Annotated in this window: 20 protein-coding genes; 2 read left to right on the top strand and 18 right to left on the bottom strand. The window is 57.1% G+C overall.

The genetic code is table 11. The features are described from left to right. Nucleotides 1–1,483 precede the first annotated feature (1,483 nt). Nucleotides 1,484–2,167 carry a class I SAM-dependent methyltransferase gene (locus I6F24_RS07055; RefSeq protein WP_057029397.1) on the top strand — a complete coding sequence of 228 codons (684 nt, stop codon included), beginning with the start codon at nt 1,484–1,486 and terminating at the stop codon, nt 2,165–2,167. Between the two features lie 4 nt (nt 2,168–2,171). On the opposite strand, the gene I6F24_RS07050 is transcribed toward I6F24_RS07055, so the two are convergent. The 5 genes from I6F24_RS07050 to I6F24_RS07030 all read right to left on the bottom strand — a co-directional run bounded on the left by I6F24_RS07050 (nt 2,172) and on the right by I6F24_RS07030 (nt 7,780). Then, nucleotides 2,172–2,897 carry a polysaccharide deacetylase family protein gene (locus tag I6F24_RS07050; RefSeq protein ID WP_036029184.1) on the bottom strand — a complete coding sequence of 242 codons (726 nt, stop codon included), beginning with the start codon at nt 2,895–2,897 and terminating at the stop codon, nt 2,172–2,174. Next, a complete protein-coding gene (locus I6F24_RS07045; RefSeq protein WP_225151542.1) occupies nt 2,894–3,955 on the bottom strand; it encodes a glycosyltransferase family 4 protein in 1,062 nt (353 codons plus the stop codon). Before I6F24_RS07045 ends, I6F24_RS07050 begins: the two co-directional genes overlap by 4 nt. A 153-nt stretch (nt 3,956–4,108) precedes the next feature. Continuing rightward, complete coding sequence (locus tag I6F24_RS07040; RefSeq protein WP_225151496.1) at nt 4,109–5,092, bottom strand: glycosyltransferase; 984 nt, start codon at nt 5,090–5,092, stop codon at nt 4,109–4,111. Between the two features lie 72 nt (nt 5,093–5,164). After that, nucleotides 5,165–6,439: an O-antigen ligase family protein gene (locus tag I6F24_RS07035; RefSeq protein WP_225151494.1), complete on the bottom strand. Its 1,275-nt coding sequence runs from the start codon at nt 6,437–6,439 to the stop codon at nt 5,165–5,167. Between the two features lie 225 nt (nt 6,440–6,664). After that, nucleotides 6,665–7,780 carry a glycosyltransferase family A protein gene (locus I6F24_RS07030; protein WP_225151493.1) on the bottom strand — a complete coding sequence of 372 codons (1,116 nt, stop codon included), beginning with the start codon at nt 7,778–7,780 and terminating at the stop codon, nt 6,665–6,667. Between the two features lie 692 nt (nt 7,781–8,472). Here I6F24_RS07030 and I6F24_RS37550 point away from each other — a divergent pair. Continuing rightward, on the top strand, nt 8,473–9,387 hold the full coding sequence (locus I6F24_RS37550) for a class I SAM-dependent methyltransferase (RefSeq protein WP_081493009.1): 915 nt from the start codon (nt 8,473–8,475) through the stop codon (nt 9,385–9,387). Between the two features lie 165 nt (nt 9,388–9,552). On the opposite strand, the gene I6F24_RS07020 is transcribed toward I6F24_RS37550, so the two are convergent. The 13 genes from I6F24_RS07020 to I6F24_RS06960 all read right to left on the bottom strand — a co-directional run bounded on the left by I6F24_RS07020 (nt 9,553) and on the right by I6F24_RS06960 (nt 26,273). After that, a complete protein-coding gene (locus I6F24_RS07020) occupies nt 9,553–10,896 on the bottom strand; it encodes a glycosyltransferase (protein WP_225151491.1) in 1,344 nt (447 codons plus the stop codon). Then, complete coding sequence (locus I6F24_RS07015) at nt 10,897–12,054, bottom strand: glycosyltransferase family A protein (protein ID WP_109143417.1); 1,158 nt, start codon at nt 12,052–12,054, stop codon at nt 10,897–10,899. A 115-nt stretch (nt 12,055–12,169) separates the two neighbouring features. Next, nucleotides 12,170–13,318 carry a DegT/DnrJ/EryC1/StrS family aminotransferase gene (locus tag I6F24_RS07010; RefSeq protein WP_057029417.1) on the bottom strand — a complete coding sequence of 383 codons (1,149 nt, stop codon included), beginning with the start codon at nt 13,316–13,318 and terminating at the stop codon, nt 12,170–12,172. Between the two features lie 505 nt (nt 13,319–13,823). Next, on the bottom strand, nt 13,824–14,339 hold the full coding sequence (locus I6F24_RS07005) for a UDP-N-acetylglucosamine--LPS N-acetylglucosamine transferase (protein ID WP_225139932.1): 516 nt from the start codon (nt 14,337–14,339) through the stop codon (nt 13,824–13,826). Nucleotides 14,340–14,507: 168 nt separating this feature from the next. Next, a complete protein-coding gene (locus I6F24_RS07000; RefSeq protein ID WP_225151489.1) occupies nt 14,508–15,365 on the bottom strand; it encodes a glycosyltransferase in 858 nt (285 codons plus the stop codon). 306 nt (nt 15,366–15,671) lie between these two features. Then, nucleotides 15,672–16,664, bottom strand: coding sequence for an NAD-dependent epimerase/dehydratase family protein (locus I6F24_RS06995; RefSeq protein WP_036029234.1), 993 nt, complete (start codon nt 16,662–16,664; stop codon nt 15,672–15,674). 5 nt (nt 16,665–16,669) lie between these two features. Beyond that, nucleotides 16,670–17,845: a DegT/DnrJ/EryC1/StrS family aminotransferase gene (locus I6F24_RS06990; protein ID WP_225151487.1), complete on the bottom strand. Its 1,176-nt coding sequence runs from the start codon at nt 17,843–17,845 to the stop codon at nt 16,670–16,672. A gap of 91 nt (nt 17,846–17,936) precedes the next feature. Continuing rightward, nucleotides 17,937–18,464 carry an acyltransferase gene (locus I6F24_RS06985; protein WP_036029176.1) on the bottom strand — a complete coding sequence of 176 codons (528 nt, stop codon included), beginning with the start codon at nt 18,462–18,464 and terminating at the stop codon, nt 17,937–17,939. Nucleotides 18,465–18,478: 14 nt separating this feature from the next. Next, on the bottom strand, nt 18,479–19,951 hold the full coding sequence (locus tag I6F24_RS06980; RefSeq protein ID WP_225151485.1) for a lipopolysaccharide biosynthesis protein: 1,473 nt from the start codon (nt 19,949–19,951) through the stop codon (nt 18,479–18,481). A gap of 48 nt (nt 19,952–19,999) precedes the next feature. Beyond that, entirely contained in the window at nt 20,000–21,064 is a 1,065-nt protein-coding gene (locus I6F24_RS06975; RefSeq protein ID WP_036029172.1) for a Gfo/Idh/MocA family oxidoreductase, read from the bottom strand. Between the two features lie 281 nt (nt 21,065–21,345). Further along, complete coding sequence (locus tag I6F24_RS06970) at nt 21,346–21,858, bottom strand: glycosyltransferase (RefSeq protein ID WP_036029170.1); 513 nt, start codon at nt 21,856–21,858, stop codon at nt 21,346–21,348. A gap of 849 nt (nt 21,859–22,707) precedes the next feature. After that, nucleotides 22,708–24,135, bottom strand: a complete 1,428-nt coding sequence (locus tag I6F24_RS06965) for an HlyD family type I secretion periplasmic adaptor subunit (RefSeq protein ID WP_225151483.1) — start codon at nt 24,133–24,135, stop codon at nt 22,708–22,710. After that, nucleotides 24,132–26,273 (bottom strand): peptidase domain-containing ABC transporter, encoded by a 2,142-nt coding sequence (locus tag I6F24_RS06960; protein ID WP_225151538.1) that lies wholly within the window; start codon nt 26,271–26,273, stop codon nt 24,132–24,134. The genes I6F24_RS06965 and I6F24_RS06960 overlap by 4 nt, the downstream gene beginning before the upstream one ends. Between the last annotated feature and the right edge of the window lie 5 nt (nt 26,274–26,278).

Genomic DNA, 26,278 nt, shown 5'->3' with positions numbered 1-26,278 from the left:
AAAGCGCGTGAGCATCGGCCGCGAGTGAGGCCACCGTGCGCGGATCGCTGCCATCAGCGCGAACTGATTCAGTGAAGGTTCAAGTTCTCGCGAGAGGTGACTGTCAGGCTGCCATGGTACGCCATCCATGGCACCGGCAAGCGCTAGCCGTCGCTCGACCATCGAATACCAGGGGTCCAACTCACCCGGCTCTAGCGGCCAAGGCGCGCTCAATCCATCGCACGGCGCAAGGTCGGAGGAGTTCAGCCGATAGTATTGCCGGCCGTGCCCTGGAAGGCCCACGCGTCCGCCGAGCGTTCGCGCGCGTATCCAGACAAAAGGTTGGCTCCGTGGCGTCACGTAAGGCAGATCATGATCGTCTACAAACGAGTCCGGTGCTCGGCCCCAGATGCTGCAGCGAGATTGGATGGGCTGGCGCAACATGCCGAGGCCTCTCAAGGCCATCTTGCCAAAGGGAACAACCGCAGGAGGGAGCAACCGAAGTGTCGCAGGGTCCGCGAGCCTACGGCTCATCCTGGCTATAGCTCGGCGCATCCCAGTCGTTCGCGGCGAATTCTGCCAGCCGGCCTCAAGCACAAGCACGCGCAGGCCAGCCTCGGCGAGTAAGAGCGCCGCCAATCCTCCGGCGGCTCCCCCGCCGATCACGATCGCATCCTGCGCTCCCGGGCGCCGCAACTCCTCAATCGTCGTGGTACCTAATACGCCTGAAAGCGCCGGCCCGATCTGCATGACAACTCCCTTCAAGCGAAAATTGGTCGGGGGCTAGCATGCCAAGCGGACAGCGATGGGCCACCAGCTGTAAACAGCAACTTAAGACAAATCCGTCGACCAACCCGGTAACCGAGCGCTCCGGGTTTAACGCTTAGGCGCAACCGCCCTGGCAATGCATGCAATGAAAGGGAAATTATCGCTTCCGCAAAACCATCACTCATGGCTTTGATTTTCTGTCACAAATTGCAAAAACGAATAATGATAGGCGCAGTTAAATACATCCGTCAACTGTTAATAGGCATTTAATTTCTGCATTGCACAAGCCAACCCATTTCTCCGAATATTCGGAGTGTGTAGCTCCTGCCAAAAGCACTACCTTCTCGCGGACAATACTCCCGGCCGGCTTTCAGCTAGAAACAATGCTTTAGACCCGATCCGCGGCAACGGAAGACCCGATGTGGCAGCGTCCAGCCACTACCTGATGATGCCCGCGCGTTGGCAGCGGGGCGAGTTATTGGGACGTGCTGTGATTCTGCGGGGGGTGGTACTCTCGATCCGATCACGGAACGATAGGAGCGCAAGACAGTTGCGGGAATCGTTCCTTGGCGGCTCACGGACAAAGGTCCGAGATGCGCAGGCGAATTGACCGGGCGAAGCTCACCTCACAGGTACTATGAAATCTGCAGTTCTCGCCCGCCGTACACTCTTGATCTGTCGATAACTTCACCTGTATTAAACTATCTGACGTCGAATACGCGTTGGCAGGTTGGGAATGCTTGCAGCACTTCACTACCACGCATGGCGCCGGGTGCGCGCCGCGTACTATGCCTTCGGATTGGCCCGGCTGCCTTTTGGCGACGCGCTGGGGCGTGCCGTTAGCGAGTGGGAGACTGCGCAGGGGTTCGGTGACAGCCCAAAAGCGAAATCCACTTGGGACGCCGAGTACAGCGATGGCCTCTGGACCTACATGCAGCGCGAAGTAGCTCGCTACTGGACACTCATTGGTTTCATGGACGCTTTTAGACGTGGCGGCGAGTACCTCGAGATCGGCTGCGGAGACGGCATGCTATTCGAGCGCTTCAAGCAGCTTGGATATGAACGCTATGTCGGAGTGGACATCTCTGACGTGGCAATCGAGAAGCTCCGTCTGTACAACGACGATCGCACTGACTTTTCTCAGGCTGACGGCGACGTGTACGAGCCCGACGGCCGTTTCGATGTCATCGTCTTCAACGAGTCTCTTTTCTATTTGCGCGACCCCGTTCGGTCGCTCGAGCGTTACGCGCAATCACTCAAACCGGGAGGCTGCATCATCGTCTCGAACTACACCGCATCGCGGCGATCACTGGCAGTGTTGCGGGAGGCAAAACGAGCATTCGAGGTGATCGACGAGGCCAAGACGACTCAACGGGCGATGTCCTGGCTTTGCACAGCACTGAAACCGCCCAAATACTAAAGCGCTAGTGATACCGCAAGCGCATGAGTTGGCGATAGAGCCCGAGCTTTGTGCTGATTTTCCAGGAAACGCCGCGCATCGCATCCGGATCGCGCAAGTGGCGGCGCATGTACTCAGCATCCATGTTGTTCGTCATACAAAGGCGGGAGTACAAAAAAGATTCGAAGCCGCGATGATATCCAAGCTGGATTGTAAAGAGGTGTGTGTAGCCAGCCCTCAGCGCCGCCTCCCAGACCCGTCGGGAAAACCGTCCATATGGGAAAGCGAAGAGAGCTACCTGTCGACCGAGGCGATCCTCGAGCATCGACTTGGACACACCGAGCTCGCGCTCGAGCTCTGCGTCCGAGACGGTCGTCAAATCGACGTGGGCCATGCCATGTGAACCGATCGCAACACCCCCCTTGGCAAGCTCCTCGATCATGTCCCAACTCATACGTCCCGGCGAGCCTACAAAGTCTACCGGGATAAAGGACATGAAACCCGGAATACGACCGGTCGTCATGTAACGAGCGTAGACATGCGTATAGTCCGAAATAAATCCATCGTCGAAAGTCAACAGGACCGCGCCGGTGCCGTGGGATGTCGGATCGCAGCAATGCTCCAGAAAATTCTGGGGCGAGACCAGCGCTTCCCCGCAAAGTGCGAGATGCACTTCGAACGCCTCATGAGTCAGGCACCACGCGTTCGAAGGCGAGGCTTCCACCAGCTCATGATAATTCAAGACGATCATAGAGTTTCTATCAGATCTGAAACCCGCCGGGCCCAAGCCTGCCAGTTCAATCGGGCCTCGAAGGCGTCGCGGCTCGATTGTCTCAGGCGTGCCAGCCGATCCTGGTTAGCAAAGGTCTCGAAGATGACCGCCGCATAGTCCGCCTTCGTCGCGTTCGGTGGCAACAACAAGCCCGTCTCCCCGTTGCGGACGACGCAGGGGACGCCGCCAGTGGCCGGCGCAATGCTCGGTACTCCATGGGCCGCGGCTTCACAGAACACGATTCCATAGCAATCCGCCCGGGTCGGCAGCAGAAATAGATCCGCGTCCCGATAGAGTTGATCCAATCGGTTGCGCTGTTCGCGATCACACTTGTCGAGATAAGGGATGATCGTCAGGCCATCCTGAGCAACTGACTTCGACGGAGTACATCCGCAGATCACGAGCTCCGCCTCCATGCCCCTCTTCCTCAGTTCAGCGAGGACGCCGACCGCGATGTCAGCGCCCTTCTCCTCCCAGTTGGCGCCGATGAAGAGCAGACGGCAGGGACCCGGCTTGCGGCAACCTAGCACGGAGGCACGATCCGGCGCTTCTTCAAGGTTGGCGCCCCAAGGAATGACATGCACCCGGCTACGGTCGGCACCGTAGTCCCTGATGGCAGATTCGGCTGCCCATTCCGAAGGGTAGAGGATCAGATCCGCGCGCGCGATCGTGTCCCGCTCCACGCGTTCAGCGACGTCCCGAGCACCTCGCGACAAGTTTCGATAGTTAGGATGGTAGTTCTCAATGAGCCGAAAGGTCGCGTCGGACGCATAGACGAGCGGAACGCCGTTAGGCACACTCCATGCAAAGGTAGAGCCGGCCGGCGCGAAGACGATATCGGGCGACACCGCTCGGATTTTACGCGCTGAGTCCGCTGCATACTGTGCAACGACCGCCCCCGCATGCAACGGGGAACGGCCGCGCCTGCGAAAGGCACGGCAAAGCCTGGAATACGTCTTGTATAGGGGCAGTATCGGTGCGCTCAACGGACCGATATGGACCAACTCGTGACCTTCACCTGCGAGCGATCTCGACATGTGAAACGGGGTACCGGACCAGAACCTGACCTGGCGCCCATCCCCGATCGTGGCGAATGCAATCCGCCGTGCCGCCGGCCTGTCGGAGATGTGGTTTTGAGTCATTCTATTCACGCACACAGGGACCATCGACCACTTCGCCGGAAAGATCTCTCATGGAGCGAGCGAGCGATCGCTGGATAGAAGTAGCTTTTTCAAACCCGCAGTAAGCGACAGAGGCATAAGAGCCACGCCGGCTCTCATAACGAGAGGTACGTGTCCCGTTTCGGCAAATCCGCGAGCGTAGGTTGAGATCGATTTCATTCGCCTTCCCGAGTGCAGATAGATCCATCCCAGATCCTTGCAATGCCGAGCGATTGCACGATTTGCCGCTTCGAGTGCTTCGGGATCTCGCCGAAGCCCCTTCTTCTCGCTCACTGCCAGCTGCAGCAAGGACGACTTATCCTCCTCCTGGAGTTTCGATAGGGTTGAATCCTCGAGCACCCGCATAACCGCGAGCTTGCGATCGACGTATCCAAATCCATGATGCTTCGAGATTCTCAGGTACAGTTCCCAGTCCTCGCCCGAACACCATGATTCATTATAACCTCTAAACTCATCCAGAACAGTGCGCCGAATCAATACCGCAGTCGGCTTGATAGGCACTTCTTCCAGCAAACACAGATACATCTCACGGCTGCTGAAGAGAAAGACATCGAAATCAGAGCGCGCGCGCGATGCGAGCAGTTTCGGAAATGCACGCATGCTTGAGACAATTGACGACGTGGATCTGCCGCGATCGACCTCAACGTCACAGAACACCGCGCCAATCTGACGATGACGACGCAAAACATCGACGAGACTGCTGAGCATCTCCGGCTTCCACAGATCATCCGAATCCAGATGAGCAATGATATCGCCGTTGGCGGCCTTTATACCCGTGTTGCCTGCCGCACTCACCCCGCGATTGCGATCATGCCTAATGTAACGCACTTTGTCGCTTCGAAACTTTTTCACCGCTGCGGCCGTGCCGTCTGTGGATCCATCATCAACGACGATTATCTCAAGATTCCCATACGTCTGATTCAAGGCACTCTCGATCGCTTCCCCGATGATGTACGCACGATTGTAAGTTCGTATGATAATGGAAACCTTCATGCTTTAGTCCTGCGCAGCGAGAAATCCTGATCGGCATCCCTGCCAGCGTAATGACCTCGCGGTCCACCGTCTTCAAATGTCTCCGGTAATCGGGTCGCATCTCATTCGCGCCGCTGGTGCGGCTCTATCGCGCAATATGGCGGTCTCCGCGAGGTTCGCTCGCATCCCGGTAAACACAGCGATGAGGATCCAACAAATGCCCCAAAAGTGCACAATGAACCCTAGAAAAGCGATCGTCGCTATTACAATTCCGAGCGCCACTGACAGCCGTCTCTCTTCGGGAGTAAGGTGAGGCGATTTGTCGATCGAGCCAAGCCAGCATGCGCTGGCAATTGTCAAAAGGATCAACGCGCTTCCCGGAATTCCATACGACATTGCGGTGGCAAGCCAAAAGGCATCTACGCTCGAACTCACGAGCGCGCCATGCGACTGCCAATTCCAGTCGCCGTTCAAACCAATTCCGAAGATCGGCGAACCGAGGACCACAGGTCCTCCCGTGTCCCAAATCGCTTGGCGAGCCCATGCCGCCTCCGGGCTTACTCCGCTGAGGCGCACAAGGGTTGCGACCGGGCTGCCAGAGAAAGTGAAAACAACAAGGAGTAGCGCGGTCACACACAACCCGACCAACTTCCATCGGGCAGCGAAGCGAGGGCTTGCGGCATAGAAACTCGCCAGCGCAAATCCGATCAAATAGGCCAACAATGGACTGCGCGCCTGCGAAAACCACACACCGATGAGGGCGATGCCCGCCACACCCCAGCCGAGTACCTGGTGCCTAAACGTAGTGAAGGCCACGACACCAAACCAAACGCAAACAGCACCGAACAATATCGAATGCTCGAGCGGCCCCATGGCGCGAACGACACCGTCCCGATAGAACGTGTCAGCCCTGATTGCTAATGGTCCATCGTAACTGAGCTTCGCATAGCCTGTAATACCTTTGATGAACTCATAGGTGAACAGTTTATCACTCAGCGGGTCAAGGAGCGCTATGCCGACGATCACAATCATCAGCTTGCAGGAGAACCGTGCTATTCGAACGGAACTATCGACCGGCCCGAGAAGAAACCGGAACGTCAGGTATGCGCCCACAAATTCGAGTGCCTCGATTCCAGCCCCTTTAAAACCCGCCGGACCATCAGTGACTGTGGCAGCCAACATCATCCAAACGCCCGTAAGCGGGGCCAAGATATCCGATGGGACGCAGACGACGGTTCGCGTGCCTAGACGCTGTCCAAGCTGCTGTAGCGCGGCGATGAAGGAACAGAAAATTAGAACTCGAGCAACCGAGAGGCGAAAATCGCCGACGAAGAAAGACAGCCCTTCGGGCAAGACAATCGCGACCAACAATAGCTTCAGATACAGTTCCGTCCCCCAACGCGGCGCCCCCGCCGCGCGACCAACTGGACTCCGCTGCCGACCATACAGATACGTAATCTGAGAACCCGATTCCAATTCTAAGCTTTTGCGGGTCAACGCGAGTACCTCAAATATCTGAGAAGTTCTGCAAACAAGCAGCGCGCTCGAAGCCGAGGCGCCCCACAAAGCGACGGTTCCTCCCTACGAGGCGCTTCATTTCGTCGTCTCCAGGGGAGTCGCCAGGAAGTCACGACGCAGGCGGCTCGCTACGCTGGGTGAAATCAAGGCGTAAACCAGCGCTTTGTAGTAGTGCGGATCCGCTGGGTGCAAACACGCACATTGCCAACCCGTCTTTAATGCCGACAACCGACGGTTCGACCTACGCCAATCCAGCACGCTCTTGATGAAATGGGCGGCGATGTTGTTGTCCAATAAACTGTTGTTAGATCGTCTGTAGCCGCACATCGCATCCGCGCAACCCTGCTCAAACCGCAAACCGCGCCGCTCGCATGCTCGCCTGAAGACATCGACCTCAAACTGCTTCCGCCAGGTTGGCGCCCGTCGGCTGAGGGAATTGGGAAGAATGCGGTAGGCATAAAGGCACTCCCCCAATACGATCATCGGATGCACCTCCCCGACTCTCCATATATAATCGCAGGTCTCGGCAACCTTTAATGATGGCTCGAACCGTATATCGCCAACCAATGACATTCGAAACATTCCCGTGGGATCGAGAGCCGGCATTTGAAAGGCCCTGATCTCGGACTGGCAGTCGCTCTCGCTTTTCGGCGAAAACACGGGTGCCATGAATCTCTCGTTGATGATGAGCTCGTTGCCGCAGAATACGGCAGCCAAATGCGGGTTGTTGAGCAGCGCACGAACCTGCTTTTCGATTCTAGTTGGATAGCTGATGTCATCCGCGTCTTGAATTGCGTAGAACTCGCCGCGGATCTGATCGAGCGCTCGATTGATAGCAACAGGCTTGCCTGAGTTCGCTTGATGGATCACGCGAACACGCTCGTCTATCAGCAAATCCTGAACTGAGCTGAAGCAACCGTCCGAACTGCCATCATCGACAATAAGAATATCCAGATTCCTGTATGTCTGATTAATTATGCTCAACAGCGACGGTCGAAAATATTTACCAGCGTTGTACACGCACATCACGACCGTGACCAAGGGGTCTTCAGCCCTTCCTCCAGCCTTGGGCGGATGTGCCTTGGACATCACGAAATGCTCCTGCTCAGTCGAGCCTGACACGCCGGCGCCATCTGCACGACCTCCCGGTTCGCTCGCCAGACTTTCTGCAATTTTCAGCGCGCAAACCAAGAATGGCTTTCTCGGGTTCCGCCGGAGACGCAGTCCGCAAGCACATGAAATTCCGCCTACTCACCGCTTTGTCTGCACTCAAGAATAAAACTCCGTGTCGCCTCAGGACGCATCGCATCCCGCCTGTCAGACCCGGAGCCCCTCGGAAGGCTCCTCCGCGCCTCAACATAATTAAATCTGATTTAATTTTCAATCGCCATCTATTTAAATATAAGGGAGGCGCCTTGGTTATATTATAACATCGAGCTTCGACTGAAATACCGGCCTCGCGCCCCGACCATGCTCAACGTTTACGGGGTGCGGCCGGCAAAGCCCACGCCGGCGCAGCCTAATCCCGGGCGACGCGGGCTTCGGTTGAACTTTAAGAGGAAGCTCTCGGAATTAAACATGCGATCCTTGCCTATTTAATTTGGACAGCCGGCAGTTTGTTTATTATATTCATTGCAGATGCAAGAAGCTTCGACCCCGGGCGCCAACGGAGTTCCGCTTGATTGCCCGCGGGCCGCAACCCGGCGAGAACGACAGGCGGGGCATGCAAAGTGACGGCCCGATCAAGAAGGTTGGACAGAGCGATCAGGCCGAAGGCGTCGGCAAGCTCGTCAGTTTCGCATCATAGTGAGGACACTGCACCTCTACGGCCTCACCGATCGCTGAGCCGGCAGTCGATCCGCCGTTGTGGCTAGGTACTCGATATGATTTGTAAAACTTGCTTGTCAGACAGCGAACATCGCCACCACGTCTTTATTGAGATGATGTTTGGCACAAAAGAGCGGTTTGAGTACCAGGAATGTAGTGATTGTGGGACGATCCAGCGCTTATCGGACGTAGCCGATGAGAGTCGCCTTTACCCCGATGGGTATTACTCATTCTCCAGACCGTCGCGAAATTCGCGTGTTACTGCCGTCAGGGACGCGCACGCACTTGGCACCAAAAGCATATTGGGAGCCGTGGCGTCCTTTGTGAGGTACGACCCCATCGTAGCGGTCATCGGATGCTTTGGAATTAATCCCTGTTCTCGGGTGCTTGACGTAGGCTGCGGGTCCGGGAAACTTCTTTACAGAATGTCTGCGGCAGGGTTCAAGAATCTTACAGGAGTCGATCCCTACATTGTCGAACCAACAGCAGGTGCCGTGACGATTCGAAAATCGGATCTTCAGAGTATGTCCGGCGAGTTCGACTTCATCATGTTCAATCATTCGTTAGAACACATGCCTGAGCCGGACCAAAGTCTTAGCAATGCAAGAAGGCTACTTGCGCCCGGTGGCCGCATTCTGGTTCGCATCCCAACTTCATCCTCGCATGCGTGGAGAGAGTACGGCCCGAACTGGGTGCAACTGGATGCGCCGCGCCACGTTGTGATACCCTCTCGCAAGGGAATGAGTGCATTGGCGGAGCGCTGTGGTTTGCGTGTTAGGCAATCAATCGACGACTCGACTGCATTTCAGTTCTGGGGAAGCGAAATGTACAGGAGCTCCAAGCCGCTCGCATCATCCAGACCAGATGATGTGTTCAGCCGGCGGGAAATGAGAGAGTTTGCCAAGAGGGCGGCAACGCTGAATATTGAACAGCAGGGCGACCAGGTAGCTTTCCTGCTGAACGCTGCCTAGGGCTGGATCACCGTAAGTCCAAGCCGAGGCTCACGCTTGAAGTGCAAGGGCATGAGAGCGATTGACTAAGAGATCGGCCAAGCCTGCGACATGCGGCGCGGACTGCAGGGGTCCTCCCGGTCCCGCACCTGGGCAGTGGCGCTCTGGACGGATGAGAATTCGTAGCTAATTGAAAGCTTCATCGGAAGGTTGCCCTGCGGGGGTGTGAGACCTCGGCGAGGACATTTTGGCCTTCCTTGAATCGATATATGCAACCACCTTGCTCATTGACGCAGAAAGAGCGCTGTTTGAATATCTTTCTAGAACCATGGTTTCAGCGCTTGCCACAAGCGCGTCATAGACCGATTCGCTGCTTAAGGCCCTATACGCCTCGCAAAAGCTACGATCATCATTGAACTCCAAAAAATGAACGCCAGAGACGACATCCAGCCCTTCTACACCTTTCCTTGTAGAGATAATGGGCCTCTCCAAGAGTGCCGCCTCCAAAACCTTTAACCGCGTCCCGCTACCCTCGAGCAATGGCACAACAACCGCTCTACAGTCCTTGTAGTACTCGACGACATCAGGGACATCGGGATGCAACTCGACTCCCTTTGAGCGAGCGCAAGCTTCGATCACCTCTGGCAATGGGTCACGTCCAACAACCAAAAGAACGGCATCGGGGTACACATTCCTGTAGAGCGGATACACGTTCTCCAAAAACCAGAGCAAGCCGCTGACATTAGGCTGATAGTGAAGCGCACCAATAAACAGCAAAATGTGTCGGCCGGCGAACCCGCTCCCCATGGGGAGTTTTCCTGGACCTCTCATCCCCAACGTGTTTGGCACAACGAAGATACTTTCAGAGGCCTTTTCACCCCACAGATCCAATTTATCCTTCTCGGAACATACCAAGCAGGCGCCAAAGGCGGTCACACAACGAGTTTGATAGTAAGTCAGGAGCACCTTGTTGATGGCACGGAACAGTTTCCTCAAGGCATTATTCGTCGGGGTAAACAGCGTATCATAGAGTGAAAGAGTCAGGACGTCATCAATATCAACGATGACCTTCATTTTCGCCGTCTGTGACAATCCAAAAAGCCCGGCGGTATTCCGGAGGTATCGCACCAGCACAAAATCGTAGCCGCCAAACTCTATTAGCGCGACCAACTTCTCCATCGAGGCTTTGCTATACTCTCTAACGGGATACGGAAAGCCACGGACCGACATTCCGAACCGTCCCCGCAAGGTTCTAGGGTACTCCAGCTTCTGTAAACAATACTTCCCGGAGAATACGTCCTCCTTTTCGAGATGTCCCCCCGCTCCTGCCATCCGTCGCAGGCCGGAGGGCAAATCCGAGAGATACGCAATATCGACGGGCCCAAGGCCGGCAAAGTATCGTGCGAGATTCATGGTTCTGATGTCAGCGCCAAACTTCTCAGGCAGAGGAAACCTGTCGCTGATCACTAGGGTCTTCTTCATCGAACTTACAGCAAAAGAGTCGGTTAAACTCGGAAACTGATCCTTCAATCAGCCTCGCACCAAATGCTCTCGAGCGGTTCGCAGCAACTCGCGAACCTGCCGGCCTGGACCACCGAATGAAAGCACAATCAATTTCAAGAACACCGGCAGCATGAAAGGCTTCAGCTTCAATCCCTTCAAATAGTATGATCTCGCTGATACAGAATCGCCCTCTGAATAATAGATCTCAGCCAGCGCCACCATAATGCGTGAACGGATCCACGCCTTCTCCTGCTCAGTATAAGGGCTGCGATCGAGTGTCGCTTCCACCTGCTGAAGATCTATAGTGGACCAGGATGTCTGCCCCATCCACGAATAGGGTTTTGAGGCACAATGTTTGGCATAGAAGTTGGCGAGCGCACCCAAGCAAGCCTTATATACTGTCAGGGCGCCTTTCTCCTTGGCAGCCTGCGATATCATCGTGATGACGGCCAACTCGGAGTGCCAGCAGATATCGATCTTCTCTTGAGTGATGGCGTTTGTCATACTGAGTTCATGTTCACGGTAACACACCATCGGCTCTGCAAAGTATGCGACGTGATAGTTCAAGGAGAACAATAGCCACATGTACCAATCGCCGCCCCATATGAAATCGACCGGAATTCCGGCCCATACCACGTCGACCGGATAGAGGCTCAGTTTCTCGTAACAGTCACGTCGAACAAGCACCGACGCAGCCAGAATCGCATTTCCTTTTACTTTCAATGAGTGCTTGATGATCTCCTCTCCCCTGACGATCGTATCGACGTCTCCATAGGTCGAGTAATCTATCACTGCACCTTCTTTTCCACGTCTCAGGCTAACCCCGGGGCAGAACGCGAGGCCGACCTCCGGATGATTTTCCAGGGTTTCGACGTATCTTTGCAGTATGTACGGTCGGCGCAAGCGATCATCAGCCGATATAAGCCAAACGTACTTCCCTCGACTTAAGAGTATTCCCTTGTTGTAATTCCGGAGCGCTCCCAGGTTCTGCTCGTTCCTGACATAGGTAACGCGGCTGTCTGTGAATGTTCTGGCAACTTCTTCCGTGTTGTCCGGAGAGCAATCATCCATGATGAGGATTTCGAAATCCTCAAAGGTCTGCGAGAGGATGCTGTCGACACATTCTGGCAAGAAAGCAGCCAGTCGGTAGCAAGGGACGACAAAGCTAACAAGCGGCTTTTGCATTTGGAATAACTCGCCTATTGTGGATCCGCACTTTGATAAGCCTAAGCCGTAACTTGCTCGATGACGCGCCATGAAGAACGCACAGAGCGTCTTGGGCCTTGAGGAACGCGGCCTATTACAATGCAGAGGCTTGGAGCTCCCTTCGCAACGCGCAGGCGACCCGCTCCTGGTCTTCCTCGTTCATCTGCGCGTAAATTGGCAACAGAATCGAATTGTCCTGCGCGAACTCGGAGTGCCGCAGATCGTGGCGGTGCTTGTCCTTGGCGTAGGGCGCTTCCCGGTGCGAGCACATAATGCCGCGTCGAGTCGCGATGCCCTGATCTAGCAGGCTTTGCATGATCTTGAGCTGGTCGACGCGGTCCGGCAGCCCAACGCAATAGCTCTGCCAGTTGGACCGCGCCCATTCGGGCTCGATCGGCAGTCTCAGGCCTCCGAAATTGCCGAGCATTTCTCGATAGCGGGCCGCGATCGCGCGGCGTCGAGACACCAGTGCAGGCAGCCGCTCGAGCTGCTCGCGTCCGACCGCAGCCTGTATATCGGTCATGCGGTAGTTGTAGCCGACTACCAGATAGTCCTCGAAGATCACCTGCTGTGAGCCGTGCCGCACGATGTCCGGAACGCTCATGCCATGCTGGCGCAACAGCCTGAACTTATGGTCGAGCTTCGCATCGGAGGTGGTGAGCATCCCACCCTCGCCGGTCGTGATGACCTTGCGGGGATGAAAGGAGAAGCAGGCGATCCGTCCATGCGGCTTGCCGACGCGCTCCCAGCTGCCATCCACTCGGATCTGGCTGCCGGCGGCGCACGCCGCATCCTCGATCAAGATGATGCCCTGGCGATCGGCCAGCGTGGCGAGGGCTGTCAGATCGCAGGGCATACCCATCTGGTGGACGGCGATCACCGCGCGTGTGCGCCGAGTGATCGCTTCGGCAATCCGGTTAGGGTCGATATTGTATGTACCGGGATCGATGTCGACAAAGACCGGAGTCGCGCCGCAATATCGGATGCAATTGGCCGTGGCGATAAACGAGTGGCTGGCCGTGATGACCTCGTCGCCAGGCCCAATCTCCAGGGCGACGAGCGCCAAATGCAGGGCGGTTGTGCAGTTGGAAACGGCGCAGGCATAAGGCGCACCGACCAGGGCCGCAAAATCGCGCTCGAAGGCTGCCACCTGGGGGCCCTGCGAGACCCAGCCGGAGAGCACAGCTGCGCGAGCTGCGTCGGCCTCCTCCTCAGCAACCAACGGTAATGCGATCGGAATCACGGGATTATCGCCCTCCTGCTGGCGAGCCGCCCAGACCAACCCCTGCCCGGACTTGGCGCTACATCGATCTCAGAACTGGCCCGACGATCTTGAGCTTTCAAACCTGACAAGGGCATCAAGGACTATTCCTATTCCTGGAGCGCGATGCGGCGCCGCGATTTATTTGTCATAGATTATTATATTAAGTCAATTAACCCAACGATAATAAATCAATCTAATGTAGATGTCGCCACTATCGGGGGCAGCTGTCAGGCGCCAACATGCCTTCCTGCAGCCGATGCGCACGACACTACGGTCGCGTAGCCGAACGTCACGCGACACCACCGCGTCAGCGCAGATGGTCGCCCGGGGGCAACTGCGATCCAGTCTCCCTCGAGGAGGCATGACTATCATCCACTTTCAAGCTTGAGGTAATCATGCAAGCAATGCCTTCACGAGAAATCACGATGCGCGAAGACATGGAGCTGCTGGTCCAGCTGTGACGGCATTCCGACCGCCAGGAAACTCATAGCACCGCGCCTGTGTAATGAGGTCCCTCAGGTCGCGCCAGATGGGGCCACTGCGTCAGCCAGAGGTCGGCGCAATGACCAATACGGTCTCCCGACATCGAAAGCTGCTCGATGTTGGCGATGCTGTCGAGCCAGATAGTGCGCGCACCCATCATTTGTCCAAACCGTAGTGCCAAATATCCCGGAGCGGCACCCGTCGAAACGACGATGTCCGGCCTTTCATTCCAAACGATCCAGGCCATTCTGCGCGCCGCCTTCAACAGCGCGATTTTGGTCAACCGGTTAGCATCATTGACAAGGTAGAATTTGTGGTCGGGCACCTGGGCTTGATAGGAGTCGTGGACGGTGACGAACGTGACTTCGCAATGCTCGAAGGCGGGTTTGATCCGCAACAGCTGCACCCAATGGCCCCCACCCGAAGAGACCGCCAGCAGTTTCGGCCGAGTGCCGGGTGACCGCGGCGTGTTGTTCTTGAGCAACGTCTTGCGGTGAAAAACCGGGCTGAGAAGCATGGGCTGGCCTCCCTAGAACGCTGCAAGCTCGCAAGCTCCCATGAACGGATCGGGTCCTCGGCGCCTGCATTTAATATTTTAATTTAAATTAACATGCCGCTATTTAAAATCAAGCGATTTATATGCGCGGCACGTCCGATTTCCTGTCAGGCCAGCCGAATTAGAATCTTACTTGATTGAATCTGATAGTACCGCACGGGAAGTGTCGTCGCGTTGCCAACGATGAGCTCCAAGTCGGGAACCCAGGGTAGCCTTACAGCGAGCGGCAATGTTGACCCCACAATAAATCAATAGTCCGGCCCATAAGCGAGGTTCCTTGAACAGCGCAATGAGCGCCCGGCCATTCGCCGGTCCCTTGTTGACACGCAGTTCAGGAAAGCGCCGGGCGAGCTCGAATGTTCCCCTGTAGGCACGAGTTCTGACGGCGATAAGCTGCAGCAGAGTGCGTGGGGCGAATACCATGGACCTAACGCGGGGCAGTGTCTCCCGCTCTTCTGGTCTGAACTGAAGTCGAACAAAGGTGTCATCAGCGGTGATGTCTGGAAATTGGCCGAACCGCTTGCGTCCCGCCTCAGATAAGGCATACACGCCAGAACCGCCGATACCCTCACGCGAGGATGGCAGCCGTGACCGGATTCCGAAGTATTTACGGACCAGCCAGGAACAGCCTGCCAGATTGATGTCGGCTGTAGGCGCGACCGCCAAAACGCCACCTTCATCGAGGCGGCTTGCCAAAGCCAGAATGGCATCAACGGTAATCAGAATATCGGCATCAACATAAATCCGCGGAAAAACGTCCGCGATTTGATCGCCAAGGTTCAGTGCGTGGGTCTTCCTTGCGATGTTCGATTCCACAACATTGACGGCTGGGCCGAAACGCCGGGCGACGTTCGCAGTGTCGTCTGAGCACCCGTTGCAGACGACGACCACACGGATCTGGTCCGAAGCTGGGTTGCCAACCCATTGCCTCAACGTCCGTGCGATCACAGAACTCTCATTGTGGGCTGGGACGACGATCGAAATCATGAATGGTCCGGTCGAGATCGATCAAATTTGCGTACCTCTCTGAGGCTGCCACAGGTTCGATCAGCCTCATGGGGTGGTTCAGCCTCACAGCCGATGGCTTTGCGCGGGCGCCGCACAGGCATCGACCGAGCCGACTACAGGGGCGAACCCGTGCTCACCCCCGTCTGCGGACTCTACCGAACCTAGCCGGATGGCAGGGCCGCGCGTTCCGCCTCGGCCTCGAACGCTCCGACGCCCAAGCAGAGAGAACGGCCAGGCGCGCCGCTTCGGTCTCTTGATCTGCAAGTAGCGACATTGCGATCGGAATCACGATGCCGCTGCCTGCCGCTGATGTTCCGAAGCGAGCTCGCGCTCGGATCGCCACCATTTCACGAGATCTGCGAGCCCTTGCTCCAGCGAAACCGTGGTGCGGAAGCCCAGCAAACGCTCTGCCTTACCCGTCGAGGCCAGCCGTCGCGGTACTGGATTGACCGAGCGCTCCGGCGCGAATTCAGGCGTGAGGCCGCGGTGTCCCATCACCGACGCAAGTACCGTAGCCAGCTCGGTCAGGCTTGTTTCAGTGCCGCTGCCGACGTTGAAGACCTCATCGGTAATCTTTGCCCTGGCGGCAAGGATGTTGGCACGCGCGACGTCGCGGACGTGGACGAAATCCATGGTCTGACGGCCGTCGCCAAAGATAACGGGAGGCAATCCGGCTTCCAGCCGCTCCATCCAGCGGATCAAGACCTCGGTGTACCGTCCGTGGATGTCCATCCGGCTGCCATAGACGTTGAAATACCGGAATGCCACATAGTCGAGGCCGCATGCATCGTTGAAAGCCCGCAGTAGCCCTTCGTTAAACGCCTTGGCGGCCCCATATAGGGTTCGGTTATTGTAGGCATTCTGCCGCTCTGTCGTCGGAAACTCCTCGGCCATGCCATATACCGATGCCGAAGAGGCCGCGATGATCTTCTCAATATCGTGCTTGATGCACAGCTCCAGCAGGTCGTAGGTGGCATCCACCATGACCTCCTTAGCCAGGCGCGGTTCGGCCGCACAATGAGTGATGCGGAGCGCGGCCTGGTGAAAGACGATGTCGGCAGCCTTGACCAACGCTTCCATCAGCTTGCGATCGCGAATGTCGCCGTGAACCAGCCTTACGGGCCCACGCCCGAGCGCCCGCCGGAGATTTTCCGGCCGGCCTCTGATCATGTTGTCGAGGGCAACAATCTCGATGCAGCCCTCGTCGCAGAGCAGATCAACGATGTGGGAGCCGATAAATCCCGCACCGCCGGTGACCAGAACGCGTTTACCCTTGATATCGATCAAGACGCTCTCCTGTTGTGGGACCATGTCATGAAGCTTTGTGGATGCTCCGACCGGGTGCTGATGTCTGCGCTAGGCCGCAGCGCCGCACTCCTCAATATTCCGACAACCTCGGCCGTCCGTTCCGGCGGCAACTCGGGATAGATGGGAAGAGAGAGGAAGTCGTTCGCGAGCATCTCAGTGACGGGGAGATCACCGGCCCGATAGCCGAGTTCTGCATATGCCCTCTGCAGATGCACTGGGACGGGATAGTGAATCCCGGCGCCAATCCCGGCATCACGCAACCGGTTCAGCGCGTCGTCGCGGCGCTCCGATCTGACCGCATAGACGTGATACACGTGGCGGGCGTACTGGGGCGGCTGGGGACGCGCGAATGGAAGACCAGAAAGCAGCGCATTGTATCGCTCAGCCAGCGACCGACGTGCATCCGTCCAATGCTCAATATAGTCCAGCTTGACATTCAGCACCGCGCTCTGGATTTCGTCCATGCGATAGTTGTATCCGGCAATGACGTGGTCGTACTTCGTTTCCTGCCCCCAATCCCGCAACAGGGACACGCGGCGTGCGAATTCAGGCCGGTCGGTGACGACCGCCCCACCCTCGCCAAACGCTCCGAGGTTCTTGCCCGGATAAAAGCTGAAACATCCCAGATCGCCGATCGAGCCTGCGCGACGTCCGCGATATTCCGCGCCGTGCGCCTGCGCGGCGTCCTCAATGACGACCAGCCCGTGACGACGCGCTATGGCCATTATCGGATCCATGTCGGCCATCAGCCCGTGGAGGTGAACTGGCAGAATCGCCTTGGTTCGCGGTGTGATCGCAGCTTCGATCAAGCTGGGATCCATCGTCCATGTTACCGGGTCAACGTCGACAAATACCGGCCTGGCGCCGCTGTAGAGAATAGCTGCGGTTGTTGCGACGAACGTCATGGAGACCGTGATGACTTCGTCACCGGATCCGACGCCGGCCGCCAGCAAGGCAAGGTGAAGCGCCGAGGTGCCACTGTTCACCGCGCGACAAGCGGTGGTCCTGCAATAGTTTGCAAAGCGTTCCTCGAAGGCTGTGACCTCGGGTCCGAGCACAAAGTGCCCGCTACTGACGACCCTCGCCACTGCGGCGTCGATTTCCGGCTTGATCTGGCTGTATTGCGCTTTCAGGTCCAGGAAGGGTATCAAGATTCAAAGCCTTGATTTGATCGACATTATATCAGCTATTTAAATCCCACTATTAAATTTAATCAAGCGTTAAATTCAAGCAGAATATATATTACCGGTGATAGTCTTTCTGAAGCGGCTCTGCTGAGCTACGACCGCTTGGCACCCCGTCGTCAGCGGCGGCCAGAATCCGAGCAGGCACGCCGGCCACGACTGCGCCGGGGGGAATGTCCTTTGTCACCACCGCTCCCGCACCTACGGAGGCCCCCTCTCCGATCGTCACGCCGCATAGAATGGTCGCATTCGAGCCGATGGAGGCTCTCCTACCGACGTGAGTGCGCTGAAGTGTCCAGTCCGAAGCCAGCTGAGGACGACCATTTGCGGTTGTCGCCTTCGGATATTTGTCGTTCGTGAACATCACACCGTGGCCGATGAAAACTTCGTCTTCGATCGTGACGCCCTCGCAGACGAAGGTATGCGACGAAATCTTACAACGCGCACCTATCTTTGCCCCCGCCTGAATCTCGACGAAGGCTCCAATCTTGCTCTCATCGCCAACGGTGCAACCATACAGGTTGACCAGCTCGGGATGAAATATCCTGACGTCACGGCCTAGCTTCACATCCTTCGTTATAGGCATGGTTGTCCTCCAGATTATGCCGGACGTGATCGACGCAGCCTCGGCGCACTCCGGAAGAGCCCGTCTGCAACGTGGCGAAGCTGATGCAGCAGCGGATGGCCGGTCATTGTCAATCCGCACCACCAGCCGAGGCCGCCAATGGGGAACGACAGTATCAGGCCGGTCAGGGAAGTAAGCATGCCCGCTTCGATCAATGCGGCGCAAGCCAGTACACCGGGGGCCATAGCGAACGTCACCAGGCCGCTCTTCAGAGAGGCGCGGAAAAACTCCCCTGAACTGAAGGCCAGATGACGTTTGAGGAAATATATCACCACGGCGGTCTGGAACGGCAGTGTTGCGAGGGCCGCGCTTGCGACAGCCTCTACGCCGAAAAACGATGCGCCCAGAACGACCAGAAGCGAAGGTGGTAGCGAGATGAGCGAAGAGACCAAGGCGTCGCGTACGCTTCCAACAGCGAGGAACACGGGATAGGTAAGGCAAGCCGCGAATAGCGCAAGATTTGCAATGCAGAGAATGCGGACCAAGGGAACTATTTCCAGCCACGTCTGCCCGAGCCAAATCAGAACGATCGGCTGAGCCATGAGCGCGACAAAAATCAAGAACGGCCACTGCACAGCCGAAAGGAGTTCAACTGCCTCGAGATAGACGGCCTTCAGATCCGCCCCTGCCCTGCGTTGTGCGACAATCGCCGGCATAATGACAGGATTTAGAGCCTGCGCGACGAGCCGGTCGAACATTTGTGTCAGATTGGTAGCCCGGGTGTACAGACCGACAGATCCAAAATCCAGGATCTTGGCGAGCAGCAGCTGCGGCGCCAGATTGTAGACGAGATTGATGACGCTGACCGCGCTGGAGTAAAGACCGAAGTTGACTACCTCGCGATGCCCGAGCAGCGATGGACGCAAGACGCCCCAGTCCCGATGATTGGCAAGCAGCATCACGGTGAATACAATGCTCCCCGCCAATCCGCCCCAGATTGGCGCCATGTAGCTGAATCCCGCCATCGCAAGCACGATCGATGCGACGGCCGTCGCCGCTCCGGTTGCCAGGTTGCACACGGCCAGCGTGCCGAATTTCATGTCGCGGCGGAGCAGAGCGGATGTTGTCCCGTGAAACGGGACTAGAACAAAATTCAGCGCCGCCACCTGGATGCCCTTTCTGAGACTGTCCTGGGCAAAGAGCTCCGAGAGCGGGCCCGCAAGCACGAACAGCAGAAGCGCAATTGCTACCGATATTCCGAGCGTGATGGTGAACGCGGAGCGAACGTCCGCCGTGGATAATTCACGCTTCTGAATCAGATAGTTTCCGCCCCCGAACTCAAAAAAGGATGCGCCAATCACCGTCGTGATGGCAGTGACGACTGCATAGACCCCGAATTCTGCCGGCGAAAGCAGACGAGCGAGGATAGCGGTGGCAACGAAGACCAGGATAAGGCTGCCATAGCGGTCGGCCGCTGAAAACAGGATGGAACGTTCTACCGAATTCATCGCGAGACCGTCGCGCTGTTCGCGGATACCGTGTCGCCCGCCAATGCTTCAAACCGTCGCCGTCGCACGTTCCGGACTCCTGTACTCCTGCCGTTTCAGTAGGACCGGCTTGCCGTGTTCGGCGATCGACCGAGATGCAGCCTCCAGGACCTCGATCACCCGCAGTCCGGACATGCCACTCGAGATCGGTGGCGTCCCATTGCGCACACAAGCGATGAAATGCTCGACCTCGACCTGCAGCGCTTCCTTAGGAGCGACGTGGGGCGCCCACATATCTCCAGCCCGATAACCGATCCGGAATTGATGGGCGTGATCGGAGGGGCCGTCCACGGTGATACCCTTGTCATACACCTTGATCTTTTCCGTCGGTTCAAGATCGTCATAGACGATCATCTTCTTGCTGCCTCCAATGAACGTCTGGCGGACCTTGATTGGCGAGAGCCAGTTGACGCTGATATGGGCAACGCATGTGCTATCGAAGAACAATGTGATATGGGCCATGCTTTCCGGCGAGCCGGCCACATGGCACGATCCCGTCGCCGAAACTGCAACAGGCCTCTCATCCAAGATATGGTGGATAATCGAAATGTCGTGCACCGCTAAGTCCCAGATCACGTTGACGTCGCTCTGGAACAGGCCAAGGCTGGCCCGCGTGCTGTCGTAGTAATAGACTTCACCGAGCTCCTTCTTAAGCAAGAGCTCGCGGATTTTCCGCACGGCCGGCGTATAGACGAAAGTGTGATCCACGCTCAGTATTAGACCGCGCCGAGCTGCCTCATCGATCAGGCGTCGGGCCAGATCTGAACTTTGTGCCAGCGGCTTTTCAACCAGAACGTGCTTTCCCGCCTTGAGCGCGGATAGCGCCAATTCATAATGTGTATGAACCGGCGTAGCGATGGCCACGGCATCGATGGCCGGGTTCTTGAACAATTCGTCGTAACAGGACGTCGTTATCGCTCCCGGATAAAGACGCTTGCTGGTCGCGAGCTTCTCCGGATCAAGGTCGCTTATACCAACTAGACGTACCGAAGGATGAGCAGCGAAATTGCGGACCAGGTTCGGTCCCCAATAGCCGTATCCGACAACCCCAATGCCAACTGTATCGTTCGACATAACTGCACCAGTGATCAAAACTCGCGTGAGGTTTTCAACTTGAAAGGTTAGTTCGACAGTCCTGGCGATGGCCACACCGCTGACCTCCGCGGCCAAGTGAACACGGACAGACGCGCAGTGTGTCTAGGACATTCCAGCTCACGGTTGCCATGGCGACGTCGAGCAGAGCGGTGCGCTTTTGGCAATCTTCGTTGCTGGCTTAGGCGGAGGTCTCCGTCATCGTTACGGCACGACTGGACAGGAGAAAAGGCTCGGCCGTATCGCATTTTCATATCCACCGCCTAAGCTGAAGCGCTGTTAGGTCCGGAACGAACATGTCCCGTTTCGATGAAACTCCGAATTGCCATGATCAGCTGCGGCGATGCTTCACCACCGAGGCGTTCGCATCGATTGACGATGTCCAACTGATCCAATTTGTCCGTTAATTCCCGTTCTTCGAAAGCGACCTCAATACGGCCTTGCGCGGCGAACTGTTTTGCCGTTGCGATCTGATGATCGTTTCGGTGTTCACCCAGGCTCGCACGGCGTGGCATGACGATAATTCGTTTTCCGAGCTCGAGGGCGGTGATAATGGAGCCCATGCCTGCATGAGCGATCACCACGCTTGCCGCCTCGACGCAACTTTTGAATCGACTTGGGTCAATGAACCGCTCGGTACGGATGTGCTTGAATGGATAGTTTGATGGCCCGATCTGAGCGAAAACATCGCTCCTTGCGCGTGCACCGGCCCATTCGTCGACCGTTCGGATCAGACGGTCGAATTGCACTTGCGTTCCGACTGTTACGAAAATCATAACGCGAGTCCTTCATAGATGCGTTTGACATGCGAACAAGGTGACGTACCGCCACCACACGCGACTTGGCTCCTGACAAATGCGGTCCGGCCATTCGCGGTGGAACTACATACGAGGCGACGCCCACTGCGCATGCGAAGATGTCGAACGCCGGCCAGCCCACAACCGCGCTCGCGAGATCGACGGTGTCGGCCATACCTTGAGTATCGAAGGACCATCGCAAACATCCACGCACGCACCGCAACCCTCTGAAGAAAAATGTATTATTCAATCGAAACAGCATTTAATTATTATTCTATAATACCGTCCGGGCGGTTATTTTCAAGAAGATAAATAAATTAAAATTTTAGATCCGTCCCTATTTTCTCGCGGTATTTGTTCGCGACTTTGAAGCTTTCGGCCCCGCGGTTGACGATATGGAATGAAACAGCGTGCGGCGCTCTTGCCCTCCATCGCCGCGACTTCCTCCGTCAGTTCGATGCAAGTGCCGACACGCGCACCCGACAGCGCGCGCAGCACTCTTCGACAATCGCCTGTAATGCCACCCCGAAGGCATACTTCGGCCCTGAAGTGCAGTCAGCAGAGGGACGTTGGACGAAGTATCTGCTAAGGCCTAGTGCTCTCAGGCGGCAGGTGGACAGACAAGCAACACATTGAGCGTTTGGAGATCACGCCTCCTGCGAGCGATTTTACTGGTCGGGAAACATCCATCCAGACGTTGGGTGTGCGCCCGGCGGCCATGTTCGGGCTGCAGCACCAAGCCTCAAAGGGCGTAGTTCGACTCTCGCGAGCGCGCGCCCTCTCCGGATGAGGACTGATCTACCTGAACCGGCATCTACGCTGAATTACCTAGTACTCCCGGATGCTTTCATCCAGTCCGCGTAGCAATGGATAGAGGAAGTAGGAGATCACGGTGCGCTTGCCGACTTTCAGTTCGGCCGTCACCGCCATACCCGGAATCAGTTGAATGCGTTCAGCCGGCAGCCGAAGGTGCGTGTCCGACAAATCGACCAGTACGCGGTAATAGGGAGCTGGCGCGCGGCGCGCACCTTCGGCCTTCGTATCCGGGGAGAACGTATCCTGACTGATGACGCGGACTTCTCCCGTTGCAGTTCCATACTTCTGGAAGGGAAACGCTTCGAACTTGATCCGAACCGACTGTCCGAGCGCCACCTGACCGATATCCCGCCCCTCGACGTTGACCTCCGCCTGAAGCGGCACGTCGCGCGGAACCAGAACAAACAACGTTTCGGCCTCGCGAACCACCGAGCCGACTGTTCGGTTCGCGATATCCAGCACCACGGCATCTGCCGGCGCCTGCAGGATGATCAACTGTCGACGAAGCTCGGCCTTCTTCAATTCCTCTGCTGCACTATTGCGCTTCGGCAGCGTATCCACCAGTTCCTGATAGGTGGTGCGACGAAACTCCTCGGCGAACACTTTCTGATCAGCGCGGGCCTTCTCCAGCCGATGGGTACTATCGGCGATACTGCCGCGAACACGCGCCAGATTGCTTTCGACCTCGAGCCGAGCATCGCGAGACAGCAGGAAGTTCAGCCTCGAACCGACCTCCTTATCCATCAGCGTGGTCCGCATCGCTTCAATCGAACGCATCGTGTCGAGCCGTTGAAGGAGAACCGCCTCTTCATTCTGTGCCGTCTTGAGATTGGCTTGCGCGGATGCGATCTGTGCGTCGTAGTTCTGAATCTGCGCCTCGTAGGCGGCTCTCCTCTGCAAGAACAACTTGCCTTGCAGGATCTGATCCGCGTTCGTCAGCTCTTTGACGGCATACTCGATTCCGTTCAATTCAGCGCTCAGACGATCGATCGACGCATCGAATCCAGCCACTCTGCCGCGCAGTTGGTCGAAATCCGCCTGCGAAAACGTCGGATCGAGCGTCGCCAGAACGTCGCCGCGGTTGACGCGATCACCGGCCTTGACGTGGATCTCGCGTATGACCGACGTTTCCAACGGCTGCACGACCAGGTTGGGACGCGTCGTGGTAAGTTTTCCCTGCGCCGTGACGATCATCTCCACCTGCGAAACGGAAGCCCAGATGACCACGAAAGCAATTAGTGCAAGTACGCCGTAAAGGGTGAAGCGCGCGAACCGCGGTGGCGCTTGCTGCTCGAGTTCGGTCGCATCGGACTGGAATTCGGCGATGACTGGCGCTCGCCTCGGTACTGGCCTGAATAACTTGCGGCGGCGCTCGACCGATCTGGCCGGAACGAGACCGTTCGGATTCACATCCGCCCGTGATGGACCTGTCTCCCTCATGCAATCTGCTTCATCTGTTGATTCCACAAATGCCTGTAGATAGTGCATTTCGACAGGAGGTGGTCGTGGCGATCCATATCGACGATTCGGCCGCGGTCCATCACCAGGATCTGGCTTGCTTCGGTCAGCATCGACAACCGATGCGAGACGACGATAACGGTACGTCCTGCCGCCAAACGGCGGAGATTGCGCCTGATGATCATTTCGCTTTCGGCATCGAGGGCACTCGTCGCTTCATCGAAAATCAAGATCCTTGGATTGACGATCAGAGCTCTCGCAATCGCGAGCCGCTGCTTCTGCCCGCCGGACAGGTTCGATGCATCCTCCTCAAGCATGGTGTCGAAGCCACGCGGCAACCGTTCGATGAACTCGTCGGCGCCTGCGAGCTGAGCTGCAGCGACGACCTCGGCAAAGGTGGCATCACGTTTCACGCAGGCGATATTGTCGCGAATCGTCCCGCGAAACAGGAAATTGTCTTGCAGGACGATCCCAAGGTTTCGGCGCAGATGCGCGAGGTCGAGCTCCCTCGAGTCATATCCGTCGATGCGCAGCAGCCCCTGCTGCACCGGATACATGCCCGAAATCAGCCTGGTGAGAGTCGTCTTGCCTGAGCCGCTCCGTCCCACGATCCCGAAGATCGATCCTGGCTCGACGGTGAAGGAGACATCATCAAGCGCCGGCGATCCTTCGGATCCGTAGCGAAAAGAGACACTTTCGAACTCGATTTTGCCGGCAAGGTCGGGCCGCAGCCCATCTTTCCGACCGTCGCGCTCAGGCCTCTGATTCATCACCTCGCCGAGCATTTTCACGGCAAGAGCCACTTCCTGGTATTCGTGCACCATGGTCACGAGCTGGACCAGCGGTCCGGAGACCCTGCCGGCCAGCATATTGAAGGCGACCAACGCGCCGATTGTCATTTCGCCGGCGAAGACATCGAGTGCCCCGACGGAAATGATTCCGAGCGTCATGATCTTCTCGAGAAATCCGGTAAGCGCCTGGGCGCCTGCGGAGATCTTCTCGACACCGAATCGCATGGTCACGGATTGCGCGCAGCGGCTATCCCAAACCCTGCTCTGCGCTGGCTCCATCCCCAGCGATTTCACGGTGCGCATGCCGTGAACTGTTTCGACGAGGAGAGCCTGCCGCGCACCTTCCGCTTGATATAGATCGTACAGTCGTCGTCGAAATGGACCCATAAGCAGGCCGACGACGGCGCCGCTCGCGGCGGTGAAGGCCAGGACCATCAAAGTCAATTTGACGCTATAAAGCGCAAGGACCGGCAGGAAGACGAACAGCGAAAGCGCATCGAGGGTCGTCAGAAACAAGCGCCCGGTCAGAAACTCACGGATCCTCGCCGCCTGCTGCATGTGCTTGACCAGGACTCCGGCGGCCATGTGCTCGAAAAACGTAACCGGTAGCCCGAGGAGATGACCGAACGTCTTCGTAGCGACGCGAATGTCGACCCTGTTGGTCGCATATAGCAACAAGTAGCGCCGCAGAAAGCCGAATATCGCGTCAAAGACGAGCGCTACGGCCGCTCCTACCGCGAGTACGTACAGAGTGGTGAAGCTTTCGTGAACCAAAACCTTGTCGATGACGAGCTGGAAAAATATCGGGATGACGAGGCCCAACGCATAGAGCAGGATGGCGGCAATGGCGACGTCCCTGAACAGCCGCCATTGAAGAAGCAGTTCCGGCATAAACCACCGGAGGCCGAAACTCCCTCGGCCATCCTGTGTCAACTGCTCGCGCTTGATCAGGATCGTGTCACCGGCCCACTGCGCACAGAATCGATCGCGCTCGACAACCAAGACCTCGTGCTTGCGGTCGGCGAGCGGGTCGAAGATGCTGACGACCTCGGTGCCATCAGTTCGCCGTCCCGCACCAAGAACGGCGATCCAGTTGCCATTGGCGAGCCTCGCCAGCGCCGGATAGGCCTCTCCAAGATGAATCAGCGCGCCCCAATCCAGCTTCGTGCTCCTCGCGCGCAGGCCTGCATCCTTCGCCATGCGCAGCAGGAGATTCAACGAGAGCGGGCTGGCTACCGCATACGCATGCTTCAAGCGTTCGACCGGCAGATCTATGCCATGGTGACTGGAAACCTTGGACAGGCATTCCAATGCCGTCTGGGTCGACAATCCGG

The sequence above is a fragment of the Bradyrhizobium sp. BRP23 genome (assembly GCF_020194135.1).
Classification (GTDB): Bacteria; Pseudomonadota; Alphaproteobacteria; order Rhizobiales; family Xanthobacteraceae; genus Bradyrhizobium; species Bradyrhizobium yuanmingense.
The sequence above is the reverse complement of the archived record's forward strand: the minus strand, read 5'-3'. Positions and strand labels throughout refer to the sequence as shown.

Coding starts and splice junctions, on each gene's coding strand:
- I6F24_RS07055 (WP_057029397.1), top strand. CDS start 1,484: ATGCTTGCAGCACTTCACTACCACGCATGGCGCCGGGTGCGCGCCGCG.
- I6F24_RS07050 (WP_036029184.1), bottom strand. CDS start 2,897: ATGATCGTCTTGAATTATCATGAGCTGGTGGAAGCCTCGCCTTCGAAC.
- I6F24_RS07045 (WP_225151542.1), bottom strand. CDS start 3,955: ATGTCGAGATCGCTCGCAGGTGAAGGTCACGAGTTGGTCCATATCGGT.
- I6F24_RS07040 (WP_225151496.1), bottom strand. CDS start 5,092: ATGAAGGTTTCCATTATCATACGAACTTACAATCGTGCGTACATCATC.
- I6F24_RS37550 (WP_081493009.1), top strand. CDS start 8,473: ATGATTTGTAAAACTTGCTTGTCAGACAGCGAACATCGCCACCACGTC.
- I6F24_RS07015 (WP_109143417.1), bottom strand. CDS start 12,054: ATGCAAAAGCCGCTTGTTAGCTTTGTCGTCCCTTGCTACCGACTGGCT.
- I6F24_RS07005 (WP_225139932.1), bottom strand. CDS start 14,339: ATGCTTCTCAGCCCGGTTTTTCACCGCAAGACGTTGCTCAAGAACAAC.
- I6F24_RS07000 (WP_225151489.1), bottom strand. CDS start 15,365: ATGATTTCGATCGTCGTCCCAGCCCACAATGAGAGTTCTGTGATCGCA.
- I6F24_RS06985 (WP_036029176.1), bottom strand. CDS start 18,464: ATGCCTATAACGAAGGATGTGAAGCTAGGCCGTGACGTCAGGATATTT.
- I6F24_RS06980 (WP_225151485.1), bottom strand. CDS start 19,951: ATGAATTCGGTAGAACGTTCCATCCTGTTTTCAGCGGCCGACCGCTAT.
- I6F24_RS06975 (WP_036029172.1), bottom strand. CDS start 21,064: ATGTCGAACGATACAGTTGGCATTGGGGTTGTCGGATACGGCTATTGG.
- I6F24_RS06970 (WP_036029170.1), bottom strand. CDS start 21,858: ATGATTTTCGTAACAGTCGGAACGCAAGTGCAATTCGACCGTCTGATC.
- I6F24_RS06965 (WP_225151483.1), bottom strand. CDS start 24,135: ATGAGGGAGACAGGTCCATCACGGGCGGATGTGAATCCGAACGGTCTC.